Below are 20,653 nucleotides of genomic sequence, written 5' to 3' on the forward strand. Positions count from 1 at the left end.
CTCTCGCATGGCGGCCAGTTTCAAATCGATCCGCTACAGCCTCGTCATCCCCGTGTTCAACGAGGAAGCCGTGCTGCCGATCCTGCTGCGCCGGCTCGACCTGGTCTTGTCCCGGCTCGACGGGCCCGCAGAAGCGATCTTTGTCGACGACGGCAGCAGCGATTCCAGCTCTATCGTGCTACGGGCGCTCGCCACGCGCGACCCGCGCTTCCGCTATATCGGCTTGTCGCGAAATTTCGGTCATCAGGTCGCCATCACCGCCGGCATGGACGCCGCGCAAGGTGAAGCGATCATCGTCATGGATGCCGATTTGCAGGATCCTCCCGAAGTGATCGAGCAATTGATCGCAAAATGGAAGGAAGGCAACGACATCGTCCACGCCCGCCGCCTGTCGCGCGACGGCGAAAGCCGATTCAAGCGTGCGACCGCACATCTCTTCTACCGGCTTCTCGGCAGGATGTCCTCTGTCGGCATCCCCGCCGATGTCGGCGACTTCCGCCTGATCGACCGCAAGGTGCTCGACGCACTTCGGCAGATGCCGGAGCAGGACCGCTTCGTCCGCGGCATGATCGCCTGGCTCGGCTTCCGGCAGGCCGAGGTCACCTTCCATCGTCTCGAGCGCGCGGCGGGCGAAACCAAATACCCGCTGTTCAAGATGGTGCGGCTCGCGATGAACGCCGCGCTTGGCTTTTCGGATCTGCCCTTGCGGCTTGCCATCTGGTGCGGATTGACGGTCTCCGGACTCGCACTCCTCTACGGCGGCTGGGTGATCCTGTTGTGGCTCAGCAAGGATAGTCATCTCGTGACCGGCTGGTCCTCGACGATCGTCGTCGTGTCCCTGCTGTGCGGAATCAACATGCTGATGACGGGCATCGTGGGGCTTTATGTCGGCCGCATCCATGCCGAGGTGAAACGCCGCCCGCTCTACGTGGTGCAGACGCGCGCCGGCTTCGATCGCAGCGAGGCGCCGGCCGCGGCACCCGCGATCCCCGCCGTCAACGAGTGACCCGGCGCATGACCGAGCTCTTCGACGGCTATCACGACAACTACCGTGACGTGGTCCAATCATCGATCGACTTTTCGGGCTTGCCGCATCATTTCTTCATGCGCGCCAAGGCCGATCTCCTGCGCGATCTGATCGCGGAGCGGCTCGACGCAGAGCGGCCCGAAATGCTGGACGTCGGCTGCGGCGTCGGCAGCCTTCATCCCCTGCTGCACGGCATGGTCGGCCGCTTGAGCGGTATCGACGTGTCTTCGGCCAGCCTGGCGCAGGCTCGCGCCGACAACCGCGGGGTCGACTACCGTGAGTTCGACGGCCGCAGCTTTCCTTTCGACGACGCCAGCTTCGATCTGGTCACGGCCGTCTGCGTGATGCACCATGTCGTGCCGGCCGAATGGGCGCAGTTCATCGCCGAGATGCGGCGAGTGACGCGCCCCGGCGGGCTCGTCTGCGTGATCGAGCACAATCCGTACAACCCGCTGACACGCCTTGCCGTTGCGCGCTGCGAGTTCGACCGGGATGCCGTCTTGCTCAGCGCCGGCACGACCCGAAAGTTGATGGCCGCGGACGGTCTACGCGAGATCGGCTCGCGCCATTTCCTGCTGCTCCCTTGGGACACCAAACCGGCGCGGCGCCTGGAAGGTGCCCTGAGCGGCGTGTCGCTCGGAGGCCAATACGCGGCCTTCGGGACCGCTTGACTTATCTCAGCGGCGCATCTCGCCGCTTGTGCACGACCGCCACATCGTCGCTGTAGACGCGCTGCCACTGAGGCAGCCGGTCGAGCATCGCGACCGCCGGCGTCCGCGGTGCGAGCAGCGTGGCGCCGATCTTGTATTCATCGAGCAACTTGAGAAAATCTCCGAGGTCGACCAGCGCTACGGCGCGATTGTAGCGGTCGATGAACGGTCCCCCGTACAGTTCGCCGCGACCATCGATAAAGGTGGGAATGCCGGCGAAGATCAAATAGCCGCCGAAGGAATAGTCGTTGAGCACGGGCCCCGCCTTGGCGAGGTCGGCCTGAGCGATGGCAGCCTGAGGGGTGATGATCGGAGCCGGCCGGATGTCATGCGCCAGGGCCGCCGCGCTCACCGCGATCAACCCGGCGAACGCGGCCAGAGTCAAACCGCGCGACGAGCCGGCCGCATCGTCGCCGGTCGGTCCGCCGAACTTCCGACCCAGCGGAGCCGCGAGGTAAAGCGGCGCCAGCATGGCCAGCAGATCCGCATTGCGTATCTGCGCCAAAGCGAAATGGAGCAGGCCGATCACCACCAGGGCCCGCACGAGCGGCAGCGTCACGCCGCGCGAGAGCGCAAAGATGCCGGCCAGCAGCAGCAGCTCGAAGCCGCCGATGCGGCTGAAATCCTGCGGCCGCCATTCCGAGATCCAGGCCAGCGCGGGGCCGAGGCCGAGTGTCGTCAGCGGCATCAGCAGCGGTTCCGGCCCGTAGGGCGTCAGGCAGGACGCAGCGAGCGCGAGCGCCGCGAATGGCAGCCATCGCAACAGCACGTGCGACCATCCGCTTCGCCCCTCACGCAGCAGCGCCTCGAGCACCGCCGGGCCGATCAGCCCAAGCGCCAGCACCACGCTGCCGTGCAGATTGGCCCACAGGACCAGCAGCGGCAGGGCCCAGTAGGGCGGAGCCCCCCCACGATCCATACAGCGCACCAGGGCAGCGGCCCAAGTCACCATCACCGGCAGCACGAGGACGTGTGGCCGCGCCAGCATATGCGGCGCCGACAGGATGACGGCCGCGATCACCATGAGCAGCGTCAGGCTTGGCGAGAGCTCGCGCAGCAGGAAGAACGTCAGCAGGCCAAAGGCGAGCGCGATCGCCGCGGCGGCGACGACGACGACGCCCGGCCAGCCGGACAGCGCGTAGACTCCGGCGTAGACCATCTCCGAGAGCCATTCGAAGGTGATCCAGGGCGCGCCGTGCATCGAAAAGGAGAAAGGGTCGCTCGCCGGCAGGGCGCCATGCGCCATGATCCAGCGCCCGACCTCGATGTGAGAATAGCTGTCGGGATCATTGAGCAGCCGCTGTCCGAGGATCAGCACCGTGGCATAGACGCCAAGGCTCACCAGCCAGGGGAGCGCCGCACGCGCCGAAAACGGTTGAACCTCGCTGTGCACGACCTGCTCACTCATGGCGAGCGCAACTTAAGGCCCAAGCGTTAAATTCTTCTTTGGTGCTCACCGCGCCTGGTCCAGCGCAGGGCGGGCAGGTTACGGTTTGTGAACCATGTTCTTGACGCTGGGCGGACGCATCCTACCGGCCGCGAAGATCCATCAGCCGGTAATGCGGCGGCTCTCCGGAAAATCAAGCTGTTCTCAAGACAAACAAAAGCCCTCCCGAAGGATTCCACCAAGCTGGAACTTGCATCTCGGCCTACAGCCGTCGTCCGTTCACGCCGGTGGCATCGCAAAACGCGTCATGATCCTGCCATACGGTTCGTTCCGACGATGACGCGAGCGAGAAGCGCACATGGCTGTCACAGCAAACTTTTCCGCCGGAATTCTCACCACCTTTGGCAACGGCCAGAACAACACAATCGCGTTGGGCCGCAATGCGGCCGGAACGATCGTTGTCAACGGCGGCGCGGTCGCGATCAAAGGCGGACCCGCGACGGTCGCCAACACCAAGTTGATACAGGCCTTCGGCCAAGACGGCAACGACACCATCACGATCGACGAGAGCAACGGCGCGATGCCTGCGGCGAATCTGTTCGGTGGCGCCGGCAACGATACGCTGACCGGCGGGTCCGGCGGCGACATGCTGTTCGGGCAGTCCGGCAACGACACGCTGCTCGGCAAAGGCGGCAACGATCTGTTGTTCGGTGGCGCCGGCAATGACGTGCTGATCGGCGGCGACGGCAACGACCAGATGTTCGGTGAGGCCGGCAACGACCGCATGATCTGGAATCCCGGCGACGACAGCGACCTGATGGAAGGCGGCGAAGGCATCGACACCGCCGAGGTGAACGGCGGCAACGGCAGCGAGACCTTCTCCATCACGGCAAACGGCACGCGCGTGCGCTTCGACCGCGTCGACCCGGCGCCGTTCTCGCTGGACATCGGCACCACCGAAAACCTCGTGGTCCATGCCGGTGGCGGCGACGACACCATCACCGCCAGCGGCAACCTCGCCGCGCTCATCACGCTGACGCTCGACGGCGGCGCCGGCAATGACACGATCCTCGGCGGCAACGGTGCCGACTACCTGCTGGGCGGCGACGGCAACGATTTCATCGACGGCAACCAGGGCAACGACACCGCCATGCTCGGCGCCGGCAACGATACCTTCCAGTGGGACCCGGGCGACGGCAGCGACAAGGTCGAAGGACAGGCCGGAGCCGACACCCTGTTGTTCAATGGCTCGAACATCGGCGAGAACATCGTTGTTTCCGCTGGAAATGACGGACGCACGCTGCTGACCCGCGATGTCGGCAACATCACGATGGACCTGAACGGCATCGAGACCATCACGATCAATGCGCGCGGCGGCAGCGACAACATCGTTGTCAACAATCTCGCGGGAACCGATGTCAAACAGGTCAATGTCGATCTCGGATCGACCGGGACCGGGGACGGCGCGGCCGATACGGTGACGCTCGACGGCACGAGCGCAGCCGATACGATCCAGGTGTCCGGCTCGGGCACGTCAATTTCGGTCACAGGATTGCCCGCCGCTCTCGCCATTACCAACGCGGAAGGCGCAAACGACGCGCTCGTCATCGACGGCCTCGGCGGCAACGACACGATCTCGGCGGCGACGCTTGCCGCGGGGGTCGTGCACCTGACGATCGACGGCGGCGCCGGCAACGATACGATCGTTGGCAGCGCCGGCGACGACACGCTGATCGGCGGCGACGGCAATGATTCCGTCGTCGGCGGCCGCGGCAACGACCTCGTGCAGCTCGGCGCCGGCCGCGACATGTTCCAGTGGAATCCGGGCGATGGCAGCGACACCATCGAAGGCGGCGCCGGTGTCGACACGCTGCAGTTCTCCGGTGCCAACGTCGCCGAGAACCTCATCATAACGGCGAACGGCGATCACGCCCTGCTCACGCGCGACGTCGGCAACATCACGATGGACCTGCACGGGGTCGAGCACGTCGATATCCACGCGCTGGGCGGCGCCGACCATATCGTGGTGGGCGACCTGACCGGGACGGATGTGACGCGGGTGAACATCGACCTCGGCGGATCGGCCGGAACGCCGGACGGCGCCATCGACACCGTCACGGTCGATGCGACCCAGGGTGCCGACACGTTCGGCGTCGCCGGCAATGCCGGCGGCGTGACGATCTTCGGCCTCCACGCGGCCACCAACCTGGCCTCCATGGACGCAACCGATCAACTGACACTCAATGGCCTCGGCGGCGACGACGTGATCGATGCGAGCGGGCTCGCGGCCGGCGTGCTGCAACTCACGATCAACGGCGGACTTGGCAACGACACCATCCGTGGCAGTCAGGGCGACGACTTGATCAATGGTGGCGACGGAAACGACGTCGCGCTGATGGGCGCGGGCAACGACACCTTCGTCTGGAATCCAGGCGACGACAACGACACGATCGAGGGCCAGGGCGGCACCGACACGCTGCTGTTCAACGGCGCCAACATCGCCGAAACCATCAACATCTTCGCCAACGGCTCGCGTGCCGAGCTGACGCGGGACGTCGCCTCGATCACGATGGACACGCACGGCGTCGAGACGATCGCGTTCAATGCCCGCGGCGGCGCCGACACGATCAATGTCGGCGACATGAGCGGCACCGACGTGACGGAGGTCAAGATCGATCTGGGCGGCGTTCCCGGCACCCCTGGCGGCGACGGCGCCGCCGACAAGATCGTGATCAACGGCACGGGCGGGGACGACGTCATCTCGCTTTCGCTCAACAGCAATGGCGCGCTGGTGATTGACGGTCTCGCAAGCCAGATCGTGATCGAGAACTTCGACTTCAACGACACCATCACCATCAATGGCCTCGGCGGCGACGACGTGATCGAGGCGTCGGGCGTCGGCCCCGGCGGGCCGCACCTCATTTTCGACGGCGGCGCCGGCGACGACCTGCTCCTCGGCAGCGCGGGCAACGATACGCTGCTTGGCGGGCTCGGCGACGACGTGCTGATTGGCGGCGGCGGCGTCGACGTGCTGGACGGAGGGCCCGGCGACAACGTCGTGATCCAGTCGTTGCTCGCCCATGCGAGCTTCCACGCCGGCACGCTGATCTGAGGCCGACGATCGCGGTCGCCCGGCGATCGTGTGTTTTGCCTGTCGGGCGCAGCCCGGATGGCGCGAAAGGCAATCGCGGGCCCGCGAATCGATGCGGTCGTCCCGGATTAGGCCGCGCGCCACCCGGGCTACGGCGCTTTCACGGCCATGTGAGTCCTGATACTCTGCACGCCGTCGTGGCTCGGCGGGCCATGCCATCGATCGTTGAACCAGAGCTGCCGAGAGGATGCGGATGAGAAGCGTGACGCTCTTGGCTCTTGGCCTCATGCTTGTCGGCGCATGGTCGCACGACAGCGCGAAGGGACAGACTTCGGCCGCGCCGCCGGTTTCGCTTGCTCCGCCCAAGGCATCGCTGCCACGGGCGAGCGCCAAGAATTCCCCGGCAGCGTCCGACAGGGTGTCGTCGACACCAGCGACTGGCGGACCTCCACAATCGCCGAATCCTGCCGCCGACTATGACGGCTTTAGCGCCGTCGACGACAACGACACTCCGGAGCCGGCGACGCGAGCCACGACGTCGCGCGCAGCAAAGGGTTCCAAGCCCAATCCGGATACGGCGCAGCAATCGATCGATCAAGAAGATGAGGCGTTAAAACGTAGGCTGACGATCTGCAAAAACTGCAAGTAGAGGCCACGGCACCGAAGCGCTGATGCAATGGCCTTGCGGGTCCGTGCGGCTGGACGCCGGCGCTGCATACCTGACCTACCGCCTCCTTCGCAGTCCCGCGCTTTACCCTTCCCCAAATTCCTGATCCTCTCTCCCTCAATCGGCCGGAGCAACCGGCCTCGCCAGGGAGAGAGACGCCATGAAGCTCGGCACCGCCATTGCGGAAATCATGAGGCGCGAGGGCATCGAGATCCTCTGCGGCTATCCGGTCAACCACCTGATCGAGCATGCGGCGAAGGCCGAGATCCGTCCCGTGATGGTGCGGCAGGAGCGCGTCGGGATCCACATGGCGGACGCGATCTCGCGCGTGACCTCGGGACGCACGATCGGCGCGTTCTGCATGCAGCATGGGCCGGGCGCGGAAAATGCAATGGGCGGAGTCGCGCAATGCTTTGGCGAATCCGTGCCCGTGCTGGTGCTGCCGATGGGCTATCCGCGCCGGCTGGCGCACATCGAGCCGAACTTCAATTCCAGCGAGGCGATGAAGCCGTTCGCGAAGTCCTCGGAGCCGATCATCCTCGCGGCGGAAGTCGCCAACATCTTCCGCCGCGCCTTCACGAAACTCAAGAACGGCCGCGGCGGACCCGTCATCGTCGAAATCCCCTCCGACATGTGGAACGAGGAGGTCCCGGAGCCGCTGAACTACACGCCGGTGCTGCGCACCCGCTACGGCGCCGATCCCGTGCATGTGAAGGAAGCGGCCGCCCTGCTCGTCAACGCCAAACGGCCGGTGATCTATGCCGGCCAGGGCGTGCACTATGCGCAGGCGTGGCCGCAACTGAAACGGCTCGCCGAGCGGCTCGCCATTCCCGTCACCACCAGCTTGGGAGGCAAGTCGTCGTTTCCGGAGACACATCCGCTCTCGCTCGGCTCCGGCGGTCTTGCGGTGCCGCGCGCGGTTCCGAAGTTCCTCAGCGAGGCCGACGTCATCTTCGGCATCGGCTGCTCCTTCACCGAGACCAGTTTTGGCGTCGCGATGCCGAAGGGCAAGACCATCATCCATTCCACGCTCGATCCGAACCATCTCAACAAGGATGTCGAGGCGAAGATCGGCCTCGTCGGCGATGCCGGCCTCGTGCTCGATGCGCTGCTGGAGGAGATCGGCAAGACCGTCACGAAGGATCGCGATGCCTCGGCCGTCGCGGCGGAGATCGCCGCCTCTCACAGGGAGTGGTTGGCAAAGTGGATGCCGAAACTCACCAGCAACGACGCGCCGCTGAGCCCCTATCGCGTGCTGTGGGACCTTCAGCACACCGTCGACATCAGCAACACCATCATCACGCATGATGCCGGCAGCCCGCGCGACCAGCTCTCGCCGTTCTGGAAGGCCGTGGAGCCCCTCTCCTATCTCGGCTGGGGCAAGACGACGCAGCTCGGCTACGGCCTTGGCCTCGCGATGGGCGCCAAGCTCGCAAAGCCCGACAAGCTCTGCATCAATGTCTGGGGCGATGCCGCGATCGGTTTCACCGGCATGGATTTCGAGACCGCTGTGCGCGAGCGCATCCCGATCATGTCGATCCTGCTCAACAATTTCTCCATGGCGATCGAGTTGAAGGTGATGCCGGTCTCGACCGAGAAATATCGCTCGACCGACATTTCCGGCGACTATGCCGCGATGGCACGCGCCTTCGGCGGGTATGGCGAACGCGTGACCAGACCGGAGGACATCATCCCGGCGATCAAGCGCGGCATCCAGAAGACGAAGGAAGGCGTGCCGGTGCTGCTGGAGTTCATCACCAGCAAGGAGACCGAGGTGTCGCGGCCGGGCACGTGAGGCAGCCCGGTCTGAGCGGCAGGGCCGCGGGCGCTGGCTCCGGCCGCAGGAGATGTGATAATCCGGCCCGGTGCGGCGCCCGTCGCGGCACCAGGCCGGATTGCGAATGACCACCCCTTCTAACGATGTCGCCGGGATCGACGAGCTCAAACGGCAACTGCAGTCGGCCGCAGCCGAGAATGCGCGCCTGCACGATCGGCAAAACGCCAGTGCCGAGATTCTGCGCACCATTGCGGCATCTCCCTCGGATGCCCGGCCGGTGTTCGCCGCGATCGCGTCCAGCTCGAAGCGCCTGCTCGGCGGCTTCTCCGCCACCGTGCTTCAGTTCATCGGCGACGAGCTGCACCTCGTGGCGTTCACGCCGACCAGCCCGGACGCGGACGAAGGGCTGAAGGCATCGTTCCCGCGCCGGATCGAGGATTTTCCGACCTTTGCCCTCGTTCGCGGCGGCGAGACGATCCAGTTTCCCGACAGCGAGGCCGAGCACGTCCCGGAGCTGAACCGCAATCTGGCGCGGCTGCGCGGCTTCCGCAGCGTCCTCTTCATGCCGCTGATGAACCGGGGCGCGGCGGTCGGCATGATCAGTGTCACACGCGCCGAGCCCGGCGCGTTCGCGCCCGATCTCGTACAGCTACTCCAGACCTTCGCCGACCAGGCCGTGATCGCGATCGAGAATGCGCGGCTGTTCAACGAGACGAAGGAAACGCTGGAGCGCCAGACCGCGACCGCGGACATCTTGAAGGTGATGGCCGGCTCGCCCTCGGACGTGCAGCCGGTGTTCGACGCCATCGCCGCCAACGCCAACCGGCTGATCGGCGGCTTCTCCACCGCGGTGCTGCGCTATCTCGACGGCGCCGCGCACCTTGCGGCGTTCACGCCGACCGATCCGGCCGGCGATCGCGTGCTCCAATCCTCGTTCCCGGTGCCGTTCGCACGGTTTCCGCCCTACCCGCTTGTGGCCAATGGTGCGGCGGCGCAATTGCCCGACACCGAGCTCGAGCCGGCCGCACGCGACATCGCGCGCGCCCGCGGCTACCGCAGCATGCTGTTCGCACCCCTGATGAGCGAGGGCGAGGCGATCGGCGTCATCATCGCCACGCGTCGGGAGACCGGCGCGTTCGGCGAGCACCATGTCAGGCTGCTCCAGACCTTCGCCGACCAGGCCGTGATCGCGATCGAGAACGCGCGGCTGTTCAACGAGGTGCAGCAGCGCACGAATGAGCTCACCGAAGCGCTCGAGCAACAGACAGCGACGGCCGAAGTCCTGAGCGTCATCTCCAGCTCGGGCGGTGACCTCGTTCCGGTCTTCGATGCGATGCTCGCCAAGGCGATGCAGCTTTGCGGCGCCAATTTCGGCGTGCTCAACACTTTTGACGGCAAGTCGTTCCACAGCGCTGCGACCTACGGCTTGCCGCCCGCCTACGACGAATACCGGCGCATGCAGCCGCTCGAATACGGCCCGGGCACGGCACCGGCTCGCCTGCTGCTGGGCGAGCCGTATGTCGAGATCGACAATCTCGACGATACGGTGGCCTATCGAAGCGGCGATGCCAATCGCCGGGCATTGGTCGATCTCGGCGGCGCGCGCTGCCTGCTGACCGTGCCTCTGATCAAGGACGACCGCGTCGTCGGCAATGTGATGATCTTCAGGCAGGAGCAGCGCCGATTCACCGACAAGCAGATCAGGCTGCTCCAGCAGTTCGCCGCGCAGGCCGTGATCGCCATCGAGAATACCCGGTTGCTCCGCGAATTGCGCGGGAGCACCGAGGAATTGACCGAGGCGCTGAGACACCAGACCGGCAGCGCCAACATCCTGAAGGTGATCGCGTCCTCGCCGACCGATGTCGGACCGGCGCTGAAGGCGATCGTCGAGAGCGCCTGCGAGCTCTGCGATGCCTATGACGCCGCCGTAGCGCTGAAGGACGGCGACAGCTTGCGCTTCAGCGCCCACCATGGGCCGATTCCGATCAACCTCGAGAAATGGCCGATCAATCGCAATTGGACCGCGGGCCGTGCCTTCGTCGACCGGCTCCCTGTGCATGTCGCCGATCTCAGCGAGAGCGATGAGTTCTCGGAAGGACGTGCACACGCGCTGCGCATGGGCCACCGCAGCATTCTGAGCGTGCCTCTGTTGCAGGAGAACGAGAGCATCGGCGCGATCGTACTCCGCCGCAACGAGGTGCATCCGTTCACCGACAAGCAGGTCGCTCTGCTGCAGACCTTTGCCGACCAGGCCGTGATCGCGATCGGCAATGTGCGGCTGTTCGAGCAAGTGCAGGCCCGCACCCGGGAGCTTGCAAAATCGCTCGACGACCTGCGCGCCGCGCAGGATCGCCTGGTGCAAACCGAGAAGCTTGCTTCGCTGGGCCAGCTCACGGCCGGCATCGCGCACGAGATCAAGAACCCGCTGAACTTCGTCAACAATTTCGCGGCAGTTTCCGCGGAACTGATGGACGAGCTAAACCGGTCGCTTGCGGACACAAAGCTCACCGACACGACCCGCGAGGAGGTCGACGAACTGTCCGGAATGCTCAAGGGCAACCTGCAGAAGATCGTGCAGCACGGAAGGCGCGCCGATTCCATCGTCAAGAACATGCTGCTGCATTCGCGCGAGGGCGGCGGCGAGCATCGGCTGAGCGACATCAACGCGCTGGTCGAGGAGAGCCTCAACCTCGCCTATCACGGCGCGCGTGCCGAGAAGCCGCTCTTCGACGTGACGCTGAAGAGCGAGCTCGACCCGGCGGCAGGTTCGGCAGAGGTGTTTCCGCAGGAGATTTCCCGGGTGCTTTTGAACCTGATCTCGAACGGCTTCTATGCGGTGACCAAGCGCCAGATGGGCAGCGGCGCCGCCGGTTACGAGCCGGTGGTGATCGCCACGACGCGCGATCGCGGCGATAGCATCGAGATCCGCATCCGCGACAACGGCACCGGCATCGCGGACGAGGTGAAGGAGAAGATGTTCAATCCGTTCTTCACGACCAAGCCTGCCGGCGAAGGTACCGGTCTCGGGCTGTCGATGAGCCACGACATCATCGTGAAGCAGCACGGCGGCACGATCGACGTCACGACAGAGCCCGGCAAGTTCACGGAATTCACGATCCTGCTGCCGCGCAAGAGCAGCTTTGCGGAGAACAACAAGAAATAGCATCACCCCGGAGGATGTCTTGAAGAGTCTCGCGTGGTTCATTCGGCGACAACTCCTCTCGCTATCAGGTATCGGCCTCATGCTGGGCGCGCTGTTCTTCGCGGCCGCGCTGACGCCGACGCTGATCCCGCGCAGCTATCTCACGCAAGGTGCCCTCGCCGGTGGCTGCTTTGCGATCGGCTATTTCGCCGGAATCCTGTGGCGCCGGCTGTGGCATTATCTCGAACTGCCCGAGCCTTCGGCGCGGGCGCGATCGATCGCGAATGCGCTGGCCGCAGCAATCTGCCTGCTCATCGTCATCATCTTCCTGTGGCGCGCCGCCGAATGGCAGAACTCGATCCGCACTGTGATGAAGATGGCGCCGGTGGAGACCGCCCATCCGCTCAAGGTCTGCGTCATCGCCCTGATCACGTTCGCAGTGCTGCTGGTGCTGGGGCGGCTGTTCGCGGTTGTCGTCCGCTTCCTCGCTACGCGCGCGAGGCTCGTGATTCCGCGGAAGGTCGCCAACGTCCTCGGCGTGCTGGTCGCAGGCCTGCTGTTCTGGTCGATTGCCAGCAATGTCCTGATCCGCACGGCGTTCAACGCGCTCGACTCCTCCTTCCGCGAGCTCGACGCGTTGCAAGAGCCCGAGCGGCCGCAACCGGCCGCCCCGGATCAAACAGGAAGTTCTGCGTCGCTGGTGAAGTGGACGGAGCTCGGGCGCATGGGGCGCAGATTCATTGCCTCGGGTCCAACCGCAGCGGAGATCAGCGCCGTTACGGGAGGGCCTGCGCATGACCCCGTGCGCGTCTATGTGGGCCTCGCTAGCCGCGACACGGCGCAGGCGCGCGCCAAGCTTGCGCTCGAGGAGCTCAAGCGCCAACACGGCTTCGAGCGAAAGATTCTGATCGTCATTACACCGACCGGCACCGGCTGGATCGATCCGTCCGCGATGGACACGGTCGAATATCTCCATCATGGCGACGTCGCGAGCGTCGCGATGCAATATTCCTATCTCAACAGCCCGCTGTCATTGATGTTTCAGCCCGAGTACGGCGCGGAGGCGGCGCGCGCCCTGTTCACGGAGATCTACGGCTACTGGACGGGCTTGCCGAAGGACAAGCGGCCGAAGCTGTATTTGCACGGACTGAGCCTCGGCGCCATGAACTCGGAAAAATCCGCGGAACTGTTCGAGACGATCGGCGATCCCATTGCCGGCGCGCTGTGGAGCGGGGCGCCGTTCGAGAGCCGCATCTGGCGCTCGGTCACCACGAACCGCAATCCGGGTACGCCGGCCTGGCTACCTGAGTTCCGCGACAGCCGCTTCGTCCGCTTCATGAACCAGAACGGACCTACGGTGCCAGCAGATGCGCCCTGGGGTCCGATGCGCGTCGTCTATCTGCAATATGCCAGCGACGCGATCACCTTCTTCGACTACCGCGATGCCTATCAGGCTCCAGCCTGGATGAGCGCACCGCGCGGACCCGACGTGTCGCCCGAGCTGCGATGGTATCCGATCGTGACGATGCTGCAGCTCGCGCTCGACATGGCGGTCGCGACCAATACGCCGATGGGCTTCGGCCATGTCTACGCGCCCGAGCACTACGTCGATGCCTGGGTGGCGGTCACCGATGTCCGTGATTGGTCTACCGACGCGCTGGCGCAGCTCAGGGAGCAGCTTGCTGCGAAAGCGCGGAAGACCGGCGCAGGCAATGCCGACGATGATCCCGATCGCGGCGGCTAGCCGCTACTCCGCCATCTCCACCTGCTGCGTGACGGTCGGGCCGGCCAGCGGCCGCTCCTCCATCATGATCAGGCAGAGCGAGGCGGTGGTCATCAGCGCGGTCGCGGCGCCGAAGACGTAGCGGAACGCGTGCCGCATGTCGTCGGCGGGGATCGCGGGGATGCCGCCGGCCGCGTGATGCTCGCCCGCGAGCGGAATGTCGGTGCCGAGCGCGATCAGCAGGATGGCGGCGAAGGCCGCGACCGTGAACGAGGACATCAGCGAGCGGAAGAAGTTCATCGCGCCGGTGATGGTGCCGACCTGCGGACGCGCGACCGAATTCTGCAGCGAGACCACGCAGACCGGGAAGGTCGTGCCGAGCCCGAGCGCGAACGCGGCCATCAGCGTCAGCAGGCCCCAGAGCGGCAAGGTGGTGAGCGTCAGGCCCAGCGCGCAAATCGCGGCCCAGGACGTGCCGACAATGGCGACGCGCTTGTAGTGCTTGGCGCGCGCCATGGTGCGGCCGGCGATTGCTGCGCCGCAGGTCGAGACCGCCGCGAGCGGAATCAGCGCAAGCCCCGCCTCGCTGGCGCTGAGATGGTAGACCGACTCGTAATAGAGCGGGAGCTGCACGGTGAGGCCCGTGATCGCGCCGAGCCCGCAGCCGCCGGCCGTCAGCGCGAACGGCGCCACCGATCCCGTCAGCAGCTTCAGCGGCAGGAACGGCTCGTCGGCGCGGCGCGCGTGCCAGACGAAGGTGACCGCGAGCGCGACAGCGCCGCCCACCATCGCAAGCACGGTCGGCGAGAGCCACGGATAGCGCGTGCCGCCCCAGGTCAGCACCAGCATGAAGACGACCGCGGAGGCCATCAGCAGAATGCCGCCGAGCCAGTCGACCTTGCGCTTGCGGTGGAACACCGGAATCTTCTTCATCTTCGGCAGCAGCATCGCGATCGCCGCGGCGGCGAGCGGCAGATTGATCCAGAAGATCATCGACCAGTGCAGATGCTCGGCGAACACGCCTCCGATGACCGGGCCGAGGATGCCGCCCACCATCCAGACGCTGGAGAAATAGGCCTGGTACTGGCCGCGCTCGCGCGGGCTCACGACGTCGGAGATCACCGTCTGCACGACAGGCATGATGCCGCCGCCACCCAGTCCCTGGAGACCGCGCGCCAGGATCAGCATCGGCATGTTCGGCGCGATCGCGCACAGCACCGAGCCGGCGACGAACAGGCTGAGCGAGATGATGATCATGACGCGGCGGCCGTAGATGTCGCTCAGCGTGCCGAACACCGGTGCGACCGCGGTCGAGGCGAGCAGATAGGCCGTGATGACCCAGGACAGATTGGAGACGTCGTTGAACTGGCGCCCGATGGTCGGCAGCGCGGTCGCGACGATGGTCTGGTCGAGGGCTGCCAGAAACATCGTCAGCATCAGGCTGATCACGATGGTGCGGACCTCGTCGGAGGTCAGCGGCACCGGCGGCGCGATGGACGGCGCGTCATCGACGCTGATGACCTCGCTCGGAAGGCGGGACAGCTCTTCGGCAATGTCGTCGGGCAACGCCTGGATGTCGGCAGAACTGCTCTGCCGGTCGAACTTGTTCATCTCGATCGGAAGCCGTTGAGGCGGCGCAACGCCGCGAAGGATTCGTTCTATGCAGTCCAATGTAGACAGCAAAGTTCTTCCCAGGCAGGCACCGCGGCGCATGGGTGCATCCCGCCGCCGGGTCATCCCGAACACGTGATCCGTGCGGCAGATCAGTCCTTCGGACGTCGCTTCAGGCGTGCCCGTTTCGGCAGCAGGGCCGGCCATTGCACGATGTGGTCCTCGAGGTCCGCGTCCGGGATCTCCTCCTCGCTGCCCTCGACCCGGCCGCGCACGGAGACGCCCGCCTCATGCACGGTGTTGGGATCACCCGATACCAGCGGATGCCACCAATAGAGGTCGCGGCCCTCGGCGACGAGCTTGTAGCCGCAGCTCGGCGGCAGCCAGTTCAGGGTGCGGACATTGGCCGGGGTCAGGCGGACGCAGTCCGGAACCTTGTCGGAACGATTCGGGTAGTCCTTGCAGCCGCAGGTCCCGGCATCGAGCAGCTTGCAGCCGACATGGGTGAAATAGATGTCGCCGGTGTCCTCATCCTCGAGCTTGTTCAGGCAGCAGCGGCCGCAGCCGTCGCACAGGCTCTCCCATTCGGCCCCCGACATCTCTTCCAACGTCTTGGTTTTCCAGAAGAATCCTTCCTGGCCTGAAGGTCGTTTGGGAGCTGCGGTCATGCGCCTCAACAAGAGTTCGAAAGAGCTACGGTTAACCCATCTAGGCCGTGTGCCTGCGATGCTGCAAGCAACGCCCCCGGGAGGCCCGTAATGACCCGGGGTCAATTAGGCCTGTTGTTCAAAATCGCGAGCCTGACCATTGGTTTATAGGCCCTGCTCGGCTAGAAGGAACAGCAAGTCCCCAAAGGACGCGAACCGGGCGCCTTGGGTTTGCCGCAACATTCCCTCAAGACGTCTCGATGCCGCCCCGGCCGGGTGCTTGAACGGTTTCGAACCGAGCCTCAAGGGTTCTAGGTGCGCCAGATCATACCACCGCATTGGAAGCAGAAGGTCCGGAATTTCTTCCTGGATCTCGATGCGCGCATCGACTCCTCGCTGTTCTCCTCGGCCAAGGGCATCCGCGAGCTCTACGAGCGCTACTCGACCTTCATGGACCGCTTCTATGTCGGGCGGTGGAAGCGCTGGGTGTTCATCGAGCCGCTGTCGGAAGCCGCGACCCTCGGGCTCGGCGGCCTCGTCGTGATGCTCACGCTCGCTATCCCCGCCTTCCGCGAGACCGCGGACGAGGACTGGCTGAAGAAATCCGACCTCGCGGTGACCTTCCTCGACCGCTACGGCAACCCGATCGGCAGCCGCGGCATCAAGCACAACGACTCGATCCCGCTGGAAGATTTTCCTGACGTGCTGATCAAGGCGACGCTGGCGACCGAGGACCGCCGCTTCTACGAGCATTTCGGCATCGACATCGCCGGCACCGCGCGCGCGCTCGTCACCAACGCCCAGGCCGGCGGCGTCCGCCAGGGCGGCTCCTCGATCACCCAGCAGCTCGCCAAGAACCTGTTCCTGAGCAACGAGCGCACCATCGAGCGCAAGGTCAACGAAGCCTTCCTCGCGGTCTGGCTGGAATGGCGCCTGACCAAGAACGAGATTCTCAAGCTCTATCTCGACCGCGCCTATATGGGCGGCGGCACGTTCGGCGTCGACGGCGCGGCGCATTTCTACTTCAACAAGTCCGCGCGCGACGTGACGCTGGCGGAGGCTGCGATGCTCGCCGGCCTGTTCAAGGCGCCGACCAAATACGCCCCCCACATCAACCTGCCTGCCGCGCGCGCCCGCGCCAACGTCGTGCTCGACAACCTCGTCGATGCCGGCTTCATGACCGAGGGCCAGGTGTTCGGCGCCCGCCGCAACCCCGCCTTCGCGGTCGACCGCCGCGACGAGGCTTCGCCGAACTACTATCTCGACTACGCCTTCGACGAGATGCGCAAGCTGGTCGACACCTTCCCGAAGTCCTACACCGAGCGCGTCTTCGTGGTGCGCCTCGCCATCGACGCCAACGTGCAGAAGGCCGCGGAAGACGCCATCGAGAACCAGCTGCGCCAGTTCGGCCGCGACTATCACGCGACCCAGGCCGCGACCGTCGTCTCCGATCTCGACGGCGGCATCCGCGCCATGGTCGGCGGCCGCGACTACGGCGCCAGCCAGTTCAACCGCGCCACCGACGCCTATCGCCAGCCCGGCTCCTCGTTCAAGCCCTACGTCTACACCACCGCGCTTCTGAACGGCTTCACGCCGAACTCGATCGTGGTCGACGGCCCGGTCTGCATCGGCAATTGGTGTCCGCAGAACTATGGCCATTCCTATTCCGGCGCGGTGACGCTGACGCAGGCGATCACGCGCTCGATCAACGTGGTGCCGGTCAAGCTCTCGATCGCGATCGGGCAGAAGGAGCAGCCGAAGGCGCCGAACCCGGCCAAGATCGGCCGCGCCAAGATCGTCGAGGTCGCCCGCCGCTTCGGCCTCAAGGCGCCGCTGCCCGACACGCCCTCGCTGCCGATCGGCTCGGACGAAGTCACCGTGCTCGAGCACGCGGTTGCCTACGCGACCTTCCCCAATCGCGGCAAGTCGGTGACGCCGCATTCGGTGCTGGAGGTGCGCACCGGCGCCGGTGATCTCGTCTGGCGCTGGGACCGCGACGGCCCGAAGCCGAAGCAGGCCATTCCGCCGAACATCGCCGCCGACATGGCCGGGATGATGAGCCACGTCGTCAGCGAAGGCACGGCGCGCCGCGCCGCGCTCGACGGCATTCCGACCGCGGGCAAAACCGGCACGACCAATGCGTATCGCGATGCCTGGTTCGTCGGCTACACCGGCAATTTCACCTGCGCGGTCTGGTACGGCAACGACGACTATTCGCCGACCAACCGCATGACCGGCGGCTCGCTGCCGGCGCAGACCTGGCACGACATCATGGTCGCGGCGCATCAAGGCGTCGAGGTCCGGGAAATCCCCGGCATCGGCATGGGCCAGAAGCTGCCGCCGCAGCCGATGGCCGCGCAAGCCAATGCAGCGCCAAAAGTGCTGGAGACCAAGCCCGGTCCGCCGCCCGTGCTGACCAAGCGCGGCGCCGACATCCTGGTGCGCGTCGAGAAGCTGCTGGATGAAGCGGCCAAGACCGCGAACAAGTCGGCCGCGAGCGACGGCAAGCCCGCCAGGCCGGCCTCATCGACAAGCGCGCTCGCCTTCCCGCAGAACTATGCGGAAGAGAATGCGAACGCATCCGCCCCGCGTAAGAACTGATCGAAACCCGTGCGGCTGATCCTGACCACATTGACTGCCCTCCTGCTCGCGACCGTGGTGGGCGTCGGCGCGACCTGGATGACGACGACGCGCGGCACCGAGATCGGCGCGCTGACCATCGGCCCCTGGACCGCGCGCCCGCGCACCGGCACCGCCGACGTCGACCCCTATTCGCGCGCCACCATCGTGCGCAACGGCGAGCTGCCGATCGGCACCGGCGACGGGGTCGCCTTCACCGCCACCGCCGACGACAAGAAGAAGGCGCTCGACGGCCGCTGCGATGTGATCGTCTCCGGCGTGACGCCGCCGGCGCGGTTCTGGACGCTGACGCTGTACGACCGCAAGGGGCATCTCGTCGCCAATTCGCTGCAGCGCTACGGCTTCACCAGCCAGGAGATCGTGCGGCAGTCCGACGGCACATTCGAGATCCGCATCGCCTCGCGCTCGCGCTCCGGCAACTGGCTGCCGACCGGCGGCATCGAGCGCTACGCCCTGATGCTGCGCCTCTACGACACCCCGGTCGGCGTTGCGACGCGCACCCAGCGCGATGCGCCGATGCCGACGATCTCGACGGTGGGCTGCTCATGATCCGGCTCGCCTTCACCATCGTTGCCGGCGTGGTGCTCGGCCTCGTCGTCCATCTCGTCAGCGTGCTGGCGCTGCCGCGCATCGCGACGCAGGACGCCTATTCGCGGCTGACGCCGATGACGAAGCTCAACGGCGTCACCCAGCTTCCCCTCGCCGATCCCAACACCTCGCCGATGCCGTTCATGGACCCGGCCTTTGCGCTGGCGATCTGCCGCTACGACCTGTCGGGCGGGCCGATCAAGCTCACCGTCCCCGTCAGCCAAGCCTACACCTCGGTGTCGTTCTACACCCGCAACGAGATCGCCTATTACGCCATCAACGACCGCTCCGCGGGCAAGAAGGTGATCGAGCTCGACCTGATGACGGAAGCGCAGCACAACGAGCTGCCCGAGGACGAGGAGATCACCGCGGCCGACCGCCTGATCATCGATTCCCCTGCTACAACCGGCCTGATCGTGATGAAGGCGCTCGCCGCCGAGCCCGGCCTGATGCCGCAGGCGCAAGCGACGCTTGCGGCCGCGACCTGCGCGCCGCAGACCGAGGTGCCGGCCAAGGCCGAGACGCCGCGCGGACGGCGCTGAGCACGATTGCTAAGGCACGCTCAAAACAAAACTGAAAAAACAACCCCATGCACAGTAGCGGGGGCATTGAAACTGTTAGCTAATTTAAGCGACCCATCAGCAGCCGCGCGACCTCGGCCACGCGACCATTTTTGCCGCCTTTGACTTGTCGGGCAAAACACTGGCAGAATGGCAAGATCGAAAGTTCGTAACACCCGCGCGGAGCAATCCGCCGCGGGTGTTTTCATGTCGGAGCCTAGAGTTGGATTTGGATGCCAGGCTCCCGCAAGCATACGAATTCGCAGTCGCGTGCCGCCATCTTCCTGAAACCTGACGCCGCTCCCGATCAATGAATGATCTGGCCGAGGAACGCCCTCGCCCGCTCCGTCCTCGGCGCGCGGAAGAAGGTTTCGGGATCCGCCTCCTCGACGATGGCGCCGCGATCCATGAAGACCACCCTGTCGGCGACTTCGCGGGCAAAGCCCATCTCGTGCGTGACGCACACCATGGTCATTCCGTCGCGCGCGAGCTCCACCATGGTGTCGAGCACCTCCTTGACCATCTCCGGATCGAGTGCGGAGGTCGGCTCGTCGAACAGCATGATCTTCGGCTGCATGCAGAGGGCGCGGGCAATGGCAACGCGCTGCTGCTGGCCGCCGGAGAGCTGTCCCGGATATTTGCTCGCCTGGTCGTGGATGCGTACCTTGCGCAAGACACCGATCGCACGCTCATGCGCCTCCGCGCGCGACAGACCGCGCACCTTGATCGGGGCCAGCATGCAGTTCTCGACGACTGAGAGATGCGGAAACAGGTTAAAGCTCTGGAACACCATGCCGACCTCGCGGCGGACGTCGTTGATGTCGCTCATCCGGTCCGACAGCTCGATGCCGTCGACGACGATGCGGCCGCCGTCATGCTTCTCGATGTGGTTGATGCAACGGATCAGCGTCGACTTGCCCGAGCCCGAAGGTCCGCAAAGCACGATCTTCTCGCCTGCCCTCACGCTGAGATTGACGTCACTCAGGGCCGTGAAGCCGCCGAACCGCTTCACCACGTTTTCCACGGTGACGATGGCCGCGGATCGGCCCGTCTCGTTCGCGGCAATCTCCCGAGCCATCTTCT

At 65.6% G+C, this 20,653-nt stretch carries 13 protein-coding genes and 1 pseudogene; 10 read left to right on the top strand and 4 right to left on the bottom strand.

Annotation, left to right across the window (positions count from 1 at the left end):
* The first annotated feature begins 7 nt into the window (after window positions 1-7).
* Both AB5K84_RS31560 and AB5K84_RS31565 read left to right on the top strand, forming a co-directional pair.
* Window positions 8-1,006 (top strand): glycosyltransferase family 2 protein, encoded by a 999-nt coding sequence (locus AB5K84_RS31560; protein ID WP_011085896.1) that lies wholly within the window; start codon window positions 8-10, stop codon window positions 1,004-1,006.
* A gap of 8 nt (window positions 1,007-1,014) precedes the next feature.
* Window positions 1,015-1,698, top strand: coding sequence for a class I SAM-dependent methyltransferase (locus AB5K84_RS31565; RefSeq protein WP_028172247.1), 684 nt, complete (start codon window positions 1,015-1,017; stop codon window positions 1,696-1,698).
* Between the two features lies 1 nt (window position 1,699).
* Here the strand turns inward: AB5K84_RS31565 and AB5K84_RS31570 are convergent, their stop codons facing one another.
* Window positions 1,700-3,145, bottom strand: a complete 1,446-nt coding sequence (locus tag AB5K84_RS31570) for a hypothetical protein (RefSeq protein ID WP_011085894.1) — start codon at window positions 3,143-3,145, stop codon at window positions 1,700-1,702.
* Window positions 3,146-3,482: 337 nt separating this feature from the next.
* Here AB5K84_RS31570 and AB5K84_RS31575 point away from each other — a divergent pair, with 337 nt between their 5' ends.
* The 5 genes and pseudogenes from AB5K84_RS31575 to AB5K84_RS31595 all read left to right on the top strand — a co-directional run bounded on the left by AB5K84_RS31575 (window position 3,483) and on the right by AB5K84_RS31595 (window position 13,545).
* Window positions 3,483-6,236: a beta strand repeat-containing protein gene (locus AB5K84_RS31575; RefSeq protein WP_011085893.1), complete on the top strand. Its 2,754-nt coding sequence runs from the start codon at window positions 3,483-3,485 to the stop codon at window positions 6,234-6,236.
* Window positions 6,237-6,468: 232 nt separating this feature from the next.
* Window positions 6,469-6,864: a hypothetical protein gene (locus tag AB5K84_RS31580; protein ID WP_038965720.1), complete on the top strand. Its 396-nt coding sequence runs from the start codon at window positions 6,469-6,471 to the stop codon at window positions 6,862-6,864.
* 154 nt (window positions 6,865-7,018) lie between these two features.
* A pseudogene (locus tag AB5K84_RS31585) lies at window positions 7,019-8,677 on the top strand (thiamine pyrophosphate-requiring protein); the annotation flags it as partial.
* A gap of 106 nt (window positions 8,678-8,783) precedes the next feature.
* On the top strand, window positions 8,784-11,822 hold the full coding sequence (locus tag AB5K84_RS31590) for a GAF domain-containing protein (protein ID WP_038965721.1): 3,039 nt from the start codon (window positions 8,784-8,786) through the stop codon (window positions 11,820-11,822).
* Between the two features lie 79 nt (window positions 11,823-11,901).
* Window positions 11,902-13,545, top strand: coding sequence for an alpha/beta hydrolase (locus AB5K84_RS31595; RefSeq protein WP_011085889.1), 1,644 nt, complete (start codon window positions 11,902-11,904; stop codon window positions 13,543-13,545).
* 3 nt (window positions 13,546-13,548) lie between these two features.
* On the opposite strand, the gene AB5K84_RS31600 is transcribed toward AB5K84_RS31595, so the two are convergent.
* Together AB5K84_RS31600 and AB5K84_RS31605 are read right to left on the bottom strand one after the other, a co-directional pair.
* Window positions 13,549-15,135, bottom strand: coding sequence for an MDR family MFS transporter (locus AB5K84_RS31600; protein WP_063921435.1), 1,587 nt, complete (start codon window positions 15,133-15,135; stop codon window positions 13,549-13,551).
* A gap of 152 nt (window positions 15,136-15,287) precedes the next feature.
* Window positions 15,288-15,803 carry a YcgN family cysteine cluster protein gene (locus AB5K84_RS31605; RefSeq protein ID WP_011085887.1) on the bottom strand — a complete coding sequence of 172 codons (516 nt, stop codon included), beginning with the start codon at window positions 15,801-15,803 and terminating at the stop codon, window positions 15,288-15,290.
* 294 nt (window positions 15,804-16,097) lie between these two features.
* Here AB5K84_RS31605 and AB5K84_RS31610 point away from each other — a divergent pair, with 294 nt between their 5' ends.
* From AB5K84_RS31610 to AB5K84_RS31620, 3 genes are read left to right on the top strand one after another with little or no spacing between them, the layout of a single operon-like run.
* Window positions 16,098-18,383: a transglycosylase domain-containing protein gene (locus tag AB5K84_RS31610; protein WP_011085886.1), complete on the top strand. Its 2,286-nt coding sequence runs from the start codon at window positions 16,098-16,100 to the stop codon at window positions 18,381-18,383.
* A gap of 9 nt (window positions 18,384-18,392) precedes the next feature.
* Complete coding sequence (locus AB5K84_RS31615; protein ID WP_011085885.1) at window positions 18,393-18,971, top strand: DUF1214 domain-containing protein; 579 nt, start codon at window positions 18,393-18,395, stop codon at window positions 18,969-18,971.
* Window positions 18,968-19,552: a DUF1254 domain-containing protein gene (locus AB5K84_RS31620; protein ID WP_011085884.1), complete on the top strand. Its 585-nt coding sequence runs from the start codon at window positions 18,968-18,970 to the stop codon at window positions 19,550-19,552. Before AB5K84_RS31615 ends, AB5K84_RS31620 begins: the two co-directional genes overlap by 4 nt.
* 325 nt (window positions 19,553-19,877) lie before the next feature.
* Here the strand turns inward: AB5K84_RS31620 and AB5K84_RS31625 are convergent, their stop codons facing one another.
* On the bottom strand, window positions 19,878-20,648 hold the full coding sequence (locus tag AB5K84_RS31625; protein ID WP_038965732.1) for an amino acid ABC transporter ATP-binding protein: 771 nt from the start codon (window positions 20,646-20,648) through the stop codon (window positions 19,878-19,880).
* Window positions 20,649-20,653 lie beyond the last annotated feature (5 nt).

The sequence above is a fragment of the Bradyrhizobium sp. 1200_D9_N1_1 genome (genome assembly GCF_052075915.1).
Lineage (GTDB): Bacteria > Pseudomonadota > Alphaproteobacteria > Rhizobiales > Xanthobacteraceae > Bradyrhizobium > Bradyrhizobium diazoefficiens.